Annotated in this window: 10 protein-coding genes and 1 pseudogene; 2 read left to right on the top strand and 9 right to left on the bottom strand. The window is 54.8% G+C overall.

Annotation, left to right across the window (positions count from 1 at the left end; genetic code table 11):
- Together Q1A51_RS24335 and Q1A51_RS10955 are read left to right on the top strand one after the other, a co-directional pair.
- Positions 1 to 77: pseudogene (locus Q1A51_RS24335) on the top strand (sulfopyruvate decarboxylase subunit beta); the annotation flags it as partial.
- Positions 78 to 596: 519 nt separating this feature from the next.
- Positions 597 to 989, top strand: coding sequence for a chemotaxis protein CheD (locus Q1A51_RS10955; RefSeq protein ID WP_299671284.1), 393 nt, complete (start codon positions 597 to 599; stop codon positions 987 to 989).
- A 373-nt stretch (positions 990 to 1,362) separates the two neighbouring features.
- Here the strand turns inward: Q1A51_RS10955 and Q1A51_RS10950 are convergent, their stop codons facing one another.
- From Q1A51_RS10950 to Q1A51_RS10910, 9 genes are all read right to left on the bottom strand, one after another.
- Positions 1,363 to 1,755, bottom strand: coding sequence for a hypothetical protein (locus Q1A51_RS10950; protein ID WP_299596152.1), 393 nt, complete (start codon positions 1,753 to 1,755; stop codon positions 1,363 to 1,365).
- Between the two features lie 3 nt (positions 1,756 to 1,758).
- The gene (locus Q1A51_RS10945) at positions 1,759 to 2,622 is read right to left on the bottom strand and encodes a protein-glutamate O-methyltransferase CheR (RefSeq protein WP_299599614.1); all 864 of its coding nucleotides are present in this window, start codon (positions 2,620 to 2,622) and stop codon (positions 1,759 to 1,761) included.
- Positions 2,622 to 3,080: a chemotaxis protein CheW gene (locus Q1A51_RS10940; protein WP_299596155.1), complete on the bottom strand. Its 459-nt coding sequence runs from the start codon at positions 3,078 to 3,080 to the stop codon at positions 2,622 to 2,624. The genes Q1A51_RS10945 and Q1A51_RS10940 overlap by 1 nt, the downstream gene beginning before the upstream one ends.
- Positions 3,077 to 5,116 (bottom strand): chemotaxis protein CheA, encoded by a 2,040-nt coding sequence (locus Q1A51_RS10935; protein ID WP_299596158.1) that lies wholly within the window; start codon positions 5,114 to 5,116, stop codon positions 3,077 to 3,079. Before Q1A51_RS10935 ends, Q1A51_RS10940 begins: the two co-directional genes overlap by 4 nt.
- Before the next feature lie 7 nt (positions 5,117 to 5,123).
- Entirely contained in the window at positions 5,124 to 5,489 is a 366-nt protein-coding gene (locus tag Q1A51_RS10930) for a response regulator (protein ID WP_299196418.1), read from the bottom strand.
- The gene (locus Q1A51_RS10925; RefSeq protein ID WP_299596162.1) at positions 5,486 to 5,788 is read right to left on the bottom strand and encodes an STAS domain-containing protein; all 303 of its coding nucleotides are present in this window, start codon (positions 5,786 to 5,788) and stop codon (positions 5,486 to 5,488) included. Before Q1A51_RS10925 ends, Q1A51_RS10930 begins: the two co-directional genes overlap by 4 nt.
- A 171-nt stretch (positions 5,789 to 5,959) precedes the next feature.
- Positions 5,960 to 7,042 carry a dihydropteroate synthase gene (locus Q1A51_RS10920; protein ID WP_299196422.1) on the bottom strand — a complete coding sequence of 361 codons (1,083 nt, stop codon included), beginning with the start codon at positions 7,040 to 7,042 and terminating at the stop codon, positions 5,960 to 5,962.
- A 165-nt stretch (positions 7,043 to 7,207) separates the two neighbouring features.
- A complete protein-coding gene (locus tag Q1A51_RS10915) occupies positions 7,208 to 8,137 on the bottom strand; it encodes a methylenetetrahydrofolate reductase (protein WP_299596166.1) in 930 nt (309 codons plus the stop codon).
- A gap of 25 nt (positions 8,138 to 8,162) precedes the next feature.
- Positions 8,163 to 8,459: a virulence factor gene (locus tag Q1A51_RS10910; RefSeq protein WP_299196430.1), complete on the bottom strand. Its 297-nt coding sequence runs from the start codon at positions 8,457 to 8,459 to the stop codon at positions 8,163 to 8,165.
- Positions 8,460 to 8,564: the final 105 nt, after the last annotated feature.

Here is an 8,564-nt window from a genome sequence, read left to right as displayed (position 1 = left end):
GCAACGCCAAAATGCCGGTGATCACCATGGATCCCGTCGTGATCAAGGACCGGTTCATGAAAGCGGTCACGGCCTGACCTGTCGAATTGTTCCCGGTTGCAACATGTGACCGGGGACGCTCTTTAACGTCAAATTCATTGGCGCGCTTTTACCGTCGTTACCAAACTAAAAGGTAGTGGCGGTCAAACCGGTATGCGGCGAACACAGGCGATGAATACGCACATGGATGTCCTGTCTGCACGTCCTTACATCTCGCACTGTCTGAACGTTCTCTCGCGGCACGGTTTGCGCGGCACCGTTTTGGTGCACGTCTTCTCGATTTTGTTCTGCAGGGTCGGCTGCGGACTTTTTACGTGTCCTTGCCGCGACCTGACTGCAGGGCTGGTGACTGCGCGGATCGCACATGCCTTCGAAAACGAACGCAACTTGCATCGGATCAGCCATGGCATACGCGTGTTGCCGATGTCCGGCAGGCAAACCATGTGATGCGGCAAACGCTTTTTATAACACAGGGCGAGTATGCAACTGGCTCCGGGCCTGACATTGTTATCTCGACGCTTTTGGGATCCTGTGTTGCCTGCTGTTTGTGGGATCCTGTGACGCGCATCGGCGGTATGAACCATATGCTGCTTGCTGTGTCCGGAGGGGGCGACACAAGCTGTGCGTTGTCCGGTATCAATGCGATGGAAGTGTTGATCAACGACCTTGTCAAACTGGGTGCGGTGCGCGGTCGGTTGCGAGCAAAGGTGTTTGGTGGTGCCCGGATGATTTCGGGTTTTTCAGACATCGGAGCAAAGAATGCAGCTTTCACGCTGTCCTATCTTGGGCAAGAGGGCATCCCACTGATCACGCAGTCATTGGGAGGGAACAGCGCCAGGAATCTGCGCTTTTGGCCAGGTATTGGCCGCGCCATGCAAAAGATGACAAATGCCCCGGTACGGGATATGGCGTTTGCTGTACCGGGGGGAAATGGGGTCGAACTGTTCTGAAGCAGATCGTTTAAAAAGACTGGCTAGAATAGCTCGACAGAACCAGGTGGGGTGTCCTGATCATGAGGGTTGTCTGGATCCAGAATTGACCGCGTCTTGGCCAATTGCAGGTGTCTTGCAGAAGACGCGGCGACATGCGGCGTTGTCGCAAGTACACTGCAAACGACAACGAGATCCTGTAGAGACTGTGAAATTCGGTCGATGCTTTGCAATTGCAATATCTGATGTGTCGTCAGGGTGGTGCGAGATTGATCTGCCACCTCCGATACAATTTCGGAAACAGTCAACATGTCATCGCTTATCTCTGCAAGAACGCTTGCCATCCGCGATAATGCACGATTGCTTCGCACTGCATTTGAATTGGTCTGTGCCATTAGAAACGGTTGACCTCGGACTGAAGATGACTCTGTAAAATACTGGAAATAAATATTTTTTTTGTGTAATTGTTTATTTCAAGCTGCTGTTCCTGATCATGAGCATTTTGTACGACGCGTCCGGCAACCAAAGTGAAACCAATATCTTGTGTGCAGGATTGGCTTTGCAACGTTTGGGGCCGCTTCACCTTTGTCACCCTTGATATGTTGTAGGCTGAAGCGGCAAGCTGAACTGGTGCCATCGCAAGCAAGATCGATGTCGTCAACCCGTGTACTCGGCTGGAGATGCAGCGTTTCGCCTGGGCGCCAACAGTTTCTACACACGCGTCAAACCTTGCGGATGCATCGTCAACAACCATGATCTGTATTTGCCCCCTGAGTGCCATCCGCATGTCCTACTTGCTCCAATCGAATGCGTCGTCGCACTTGATGTAAGTCGTTGGCCCGGCGGAGCGGAAACCATAGGCGTTCGGGGACAGGATGCGTTCTGAATGCCCGAGAAAAAGTAAACCGGCAGTGGACAGAGCGGACTTGAAGCGTGGCCATAGCTGCGCCTGTTTTGACTGATCGAAATAGATCATGACATTTCTGCAAAAGATGGCATCAAACGCAAATTGCATGGGCCAGTCGTCAAACAGGTTGAGTTCTTTGACCGAGACAACTTGGGTCAATACATCAGACATTCTTCGGCGTGACTGGCTGTCGCCACAAGCGATTGTGAACGTATTAAGGTCATCTTCAGAAACGCCATTCAATTCCGAAGTATTGAATTCTGCACTGCGGGCTTGGGTAATGACTTGAGGATCGAGATCTGTGCCTAGGATCTTGAAGTTCGCTGTGGCCAGTGCCGGTTCCAAACGCAGCAGATGCATCGCGATCGAATAAGGTTCTTGTCCCTTTGAGCACCCCGCAGACCAGATGCGAATACGTTCATGTCGTTCAATGCGTTGTCTGAACATTGGCATGAGCCGGTCGCTAAGCATCTTAAAGTGATGAGCCTCCCGGAAGAACTGGGACACATTGGTGGTCAGGGCAGAGATCATGAAACGGCGTTCACTTGCTCCGTCTTCTGATGCGACATGATCTGCGTACGCCGAAAAGGCATCAAGGTTGAGCGCGCGTAGTCGATGCCTGAGCCGGGACTGAACCATCAGCTTTTTCTCGCGCACCAACTTGATCCCAGACTCGCGATAGGCCAATCCGGCAATCGCATCGAACTGCTCGTCGTTCAACTGGGGCAGATCTGGTGATTGACGCATCAAGCGGCGTCACTTTCCGGCAGTGCGATGACGTATGGCAAGTCCAGAACGCGTATCATGCGATTGTCCAACAGCGTTATCGCTGCGATGACGTTTCGACCGTTCTGTACGGCGGCATCTGGTGGAGTCTGCATGTCCTTGGGGTCAAGTGTCACGATATCCGAGACAGCATCTACCAATAGACCGATTGTTGATCCCTCGTTCTGGACCACAACGATGACGCTTCGGTCGTCCTGATCACATTTGGGCAACCCCAAACGTTCGGCCAGGTCCATGATCGGAAGCACAGTGCCCCGCAAGTTGATGACGCCGCGCATGAAGCTGGGCGCGAGTGGCATTGGGGTTGCGCGCGTCCAACCACGAATTTCGCGAACGGTCATTATGTCAAGCGCATACTCCTGATCCCTTAGTTTAAAGGTCAACAACTCCCTTTGCTTGGTTGTTTCAGTTGTGCTCATGTTTGGGGTTCCAATCTCGCACGCTTGGGGGCGGGGCTTTTGATCGTGTTGGTAACGATGTCTGCGGGATCGAGGATCAACGCCACTTGGCCATCCCCCAAAATCGTCGCGGCGGCGATTCCCGGTGGGCGGCAACAGCTGTCATCAAGTCCTTTGATGACGACCTGTCGCTGGTCGTGAACCTCATCCACGAGCAACGCAACCTGCGATTCATCCTCTAACATCAGAAGCATCGCTATGCGGTCATTGACCGTGTCACAGGGTGGCCGATAGCCAAGTGCTGCACCCAAATCAAACAGTGGCACAAAGCCATCGCGCACACGAACGACAAAATGGCCCGGTTGGATTTGTTCCAGTAAACTGTCTGATAGCGTGAGCGTCTCGGACACAGTATTCAACGGTAAAACGAGGGTTTCGCCTGCTACATCTATGACCATACCGTCCAGTACAGCCAAGGTCAGTGGAAGGGATATGCTGAATGTCGTTCCAGCGTTGGGTGTGGATCCGATTGTGACACGGCCACCCAGGCGATGGATGGCAGTGCGCACCACATCCATGCCAACCCCACGCCCTGAAAGGTCAGATACATCTGGTGCCGTGGAAAAACCTGGCAAAAATAGAAGCGTGTCAATTTCTGCGTCCGTCATGGCCACATCTTCCGCGACAAGACCCTTTTCGACCGCGGTTCTAAGAACCTTATCCCGGTCAATACCTTGTCCATCATCTGAAATCTGGATCAGGACGCGGCCAGACCTGTGCGCTGCGCTTAACCGGATTTCACCACGTGCAGGCTTGTTGTGCGCAAGACGTACGTCCGAGGGTTCAAGTCCGTGATCAACTGCATTGCGGATCATGTGGGTTAGCGGCTCGACCAATTGTTCGATGACCGTTTTGTCGACTTCGGTTGCCTCTCCAACGGTGACCAACCGCACGTCTTTGCTGACAGATGCCGACGCCTCGCGCACAATGCGTGCCATGCGTTGAAACAGTGATTTTACAGGCTGTGCTCTGATCATCATGACACTGTCCTGAATATCTCGGGTCAGGCGTTGGAATTCTTCGAGCCCGTACATGGCGTCAGAGTGGGGTGACACCCCTGCGGTTTGCAGGCTTTGGGCCAGCATCGACTGATTGATCACCAACTCACCGACCAGATTTGCGAGACGTTCGACCCTGTCTATATCGACGCGTACAACAGACTTACTTGGTGTGGGGGACGCGGTGCGCTGATCATCTGTTCTGGGCCGGATGGTGGTCCCAGAACCCGTTTCCTGGCATTGTGAGCGGACTGAGATTTTCATCCTGCACAGGCCATGGGCGAATTCGAGATGGGACGCGACACCTGCTTCATCAACATCAGTCGTCAGAACCAGTGACCAGCTTAGGTAAGTCTTGTCTGGTATCAGCTGATCAAGTGCGGGCAGGCGACTTGAGTCGCATTGGACTTTGATTTCACCAAGGGTCGCCAAGCGGTTGATAACATCCGAAACCTCGTGCCCTGTTTCGAAGAAGCCAGGCTCGGGTTCGAAGAAAATATTGTACTCCACGTAATGCTTGGACGGGTCCTCGCCAATCACAGCATCACTGGATTCTATTTCAACTGGTTCGCATTCATTGTCGTTCGCGTCTTTTTCCTGCGACGCTTGGCTGACCTGCACATTCAATTCGCGCAGTATTGCCTCGGCTTCTGATTTCGGATGGTCGAGATCATTTCGACATGCGCGCACCAAGTCCGATAGGTGATCTGATGCGCGAAAGAATACGTCCAGCAAGCCGGGAGTGGTACGCGCTTTACCTGCGCGGATGCTGTCCAGCGCAGTCTCAAACTGGTGTGCAAACTGCACCAGCGCCTCGAACCCAAAAGCGCCCGCACCTCCTTTGATCGAGTGGACGGCACGGAACACGACATGAATTGTCTCTTCATCATGCCTGCCGTCATCAAGGGCCTGCAGTCCATCCTGCAATGCCTCAAGCAACTCCTCGCACTCGACAAAAAAGGAAGCGCGAATTTCAGCCATGGGGTCCGCAGACGTCATCGTCCTGCTATCCAGCCACCATTTGCAACGCTTTCACCAGTTTCGCCGGGTCAAAGGGTTTGACGATCCACCCGGTGGCGCCCGCATTGCGCGCACGCATCTTCATCTCTGGGGCTGCTTCTGTCGTGAGGACAAGGATCGGTGTCGTCTTGTGTTGACCACAGTCACGAACAGCATCGATGAAGCCGAACCCGTCCATACGAGGCATGTTGATGTCGGTTATGATGACATCCGGATCGATGGCCTCCAGGACTTCTGTACCATGAACGCCATCTTCGGCGGTATGGACGATGAACCCCGCAGGTTCCAACGCGAAACGTATCATGTCACGCATTGTGCGGCTGTCATCAACAGCAAGAATTTCAAGATTCATTTGTCTTCCTCCTGCTGTGTCAGCTCCATAAGTCCCATGGCTGACAGTTCATCGTGGACAGCGTTCTGCACGTGCAGAACGCAAAAGGATGTATTGTTTTCGACGGCCCTGCGCCGCGCACTGAGCAACACTTGTGCCCCCAACGCCCCAATGTGCGAGGTGTCTTGAGCGTCAAGAAGGACATCACTGCCCGACGGGTGCGCCAACAGTTGCGACAGCAGATCGGGTGCAGATGCAGCGTCCAAACATTTGGGCAGTGGGATTGGGTCAGCCATGACGTGCACGGCAAGTTGCACCATTTTGATGGCTCATCCGGTCCCTCCTGATCGCAAAACGTAAGGAGTGTCTACCGGACGGTCTGTTAAAAGCGCGTTACTGAAGCTGTGCTTTGCGGGTACATGGGCGTCAAAAGAAAGACCGCCCAGGGCAATGGCACCGGGCGGTCCTTGTTAACGTTGTCCAATCAGAATTTAGCCGCGGCGGCGGCGTCCGCCGGCCCGCCCACCGCGTCCGCGGGCTTCTTCGCCCGCTTTTGGTGCAACGCGGTTGAACTTAATCCATGCACCGCCACCTTCGTCATTGTTGGTCAGGAAATTGGCTGCACGGATGGCTTCCATTTCCTTGCCTGCGCGCGGCTTTGTCGATCCCATTCCAAACATCTGGACGAACGCTTCGTCGTCCATCCCGTCGGGCAAGGCGATGCCTGCTGCCTCAACTTCGGCCCGCTTTTCGGCTATTTTTGTGGGCCCGACCGGTAGCGCCACGGGGTTCATGATAGCGGATGTCATGCCAGCGCCCATCGCCATGGGCAAGAAGGCATTGTTAATGCCATGCCGGTTTGGCAGACCGAATGAGATATTGGATGCGCCGCATGTCGTGTTCACACCCAGTTCTTCGCGCAGACGCCGCACAAGGGTAAAGACTTGCAGTCCAGCAGTGCCCATTGCACCGATGGGCATCACCAGCGGGTCGACGACAATGTCATAGGCAGGAATACCAAAGTCAGCTGCGCGTTCCACAATCTTCTTGGCCACAGCAAATCGAACATCGGGATCCTCGGAAATACCGGTGTCATCATTGGAAATGGCGACAACTGGCACGTTGTACTTCTTGACCAGCGGTAGAACGAGTTCCAGTCGTTCTTCTTCACCGGTCACGGAGTTCAGAAGCGGGCGACCTTCTGCGGCGGCCAGCCCGTTCTCCAACGCACCGGGAACGGAACTATCGATGCAAAGCGGGCAGTCTGTCACGGCCTGGACACGCTCCACCAACTGCCTCATCAGCTCAGGCTCAACAAAGTTGTTGTCTGCATACCGCGGATCTTCGGCCATCTTGTTCGAGAAGACGGCACCAGAATTGATGTCGAGTACCGTGGCACCAGCCGCAACCTGCGCTGCAGCATCCGCTTCGACCCGCGAGAAATCACCTCGCTCCAGTTCTTCGTTCAGGATTTTACGGCCTGTTGGATTGATCCGTTCACCGATTACGCAGAACGGTTGGTCAAAGCCAATCAGCGCGGTTTTGGTTTTGGATTCGATGACGGTGCGGGTCATGGGCGCGGCCTTTGTGCGTTGGTTTTGCGAAGTGTTGTTCCGATTCCCGTACTGGCGCACAGGTCAAAACGACATCCCACCGGTTGGAAAAGACACCTATCGCGCACGGGGCTGGTACGCGAGGGGGCAGGGCATGAAACCTTTTCAGGACAGTTATGAGTGATATTAGCCCAAGGCCGCAGGCACAGCCGACGCGCCGCCGTTTTCTATCGCCCAATTGGCATTCGTTTTGATCCCGCCAAGAGGAAAGAAATGCACGTGCGTCACATTGAAATCTGGGTTCGCAGCCTTGTGTGCGGCCAACTCTGACACGACCTCGGTGGGTTCGAATGGCAGCAGCAACTTGGTCACGTCTTTGGCGCGGCGCTGCAGTACACGCAACGATGGTCCAACGCCGCACGCAATTGCGAATTTGATCATGGTCTGCAGCTTGGCTGGTCCCGCAATCCCGATATGGATGGGCAGGTCAACACCCGCTGCCTTGAGGTTGTCCGCCCATGTGATGATTGGTCCGGCCTCAAAGGCAAACTGCGTCGCGATGGCCATTCTCGCATCGGTGCGCTCGGAGAATTTCTGTTTCCATGCAAGAGCTTCATCGACGACCTCCATCCCACCATCGGGATCAATATCCCTGTTGCCTTCGGGATGTCCTGCCACGTGCAAGTTCTTGAATCCGGCCGCGTCGAACGCACCACTTTCCATCAGCTGCATTGAGCTGTGATAGTCACCATGAGGCTTGTCCACACCGCCTGCCAAAAGCAGCGCCTGATCGACATTTGCCTCGCCCTGGTACCGAGCGATCCAGTCCTTCAATGTCGCCTCGTCCTTGATGATGCGCGCGGGGAAGTGCGGCATAACCGGAAAGCCTTCGGCATTCAGGCGCTTGGCGGTGGCCACCATATCTTCGATTGGCGTGCCTTCGATGTGTGCGATGTAAACGCGGGTACCTGCGGGCAGGATGGCGCGAAAATCATCAACCTTCTGGGATGTGCGCGGCATCACCTCAATGGAATAGCCTTGAAGGAACGCCTCTACCTCGGGCGAGAGGGTGCCGGCCACTGGACCGTCGTCACGTTTGAAGTTCAGCAATGCCATTGTGGCACCTCCCTGTGCTGGGGCGCTATGCCCATCCCTCGTTGTCAATCAGCGCCTTGATCCGCGCTTGGTCGTATTCGGTCTCGAGCCTTACAGCTTCACGTTCCGCAACTTCGGCGGGATCGCCATCGACGGTGTAAGGGTCCGCTTTGCGCCATTCAGCCAAATACGCATCGGCGTCCTTGGCGTTCACTTTCATTGCCGCGCGGTCGATGGCCTGTTCGAACCGTTCCGCAAGCTGGCGCTTGGAGCCACGACGCCCTTTGCCCACGATCACTTGGGCAGGGATGTCGCGCCAATAAACGATTGTGACGTCCGGCATGTGATTCCTCCGCGTGTCTTTTGCCCTAATACGCGACGATTTAGAGTATCTGAGGCTCAATTTCGACAAAGGACGCTACCGTTGCGACGTCGTGATTGGTGAGTC

It is taken from the genome of uncultured Tateyamaria sp. (genome assembly GCF_947496075.1).
Lineage (GTDB): Bacteria > Pseudomonadota > Alphaproteobacteria > Rhodobacterales > Rhodobacteraceae > Tateyamaria.
This window is presented reverse-complemented; position numbering and strand designations above follow the sequence as displayed.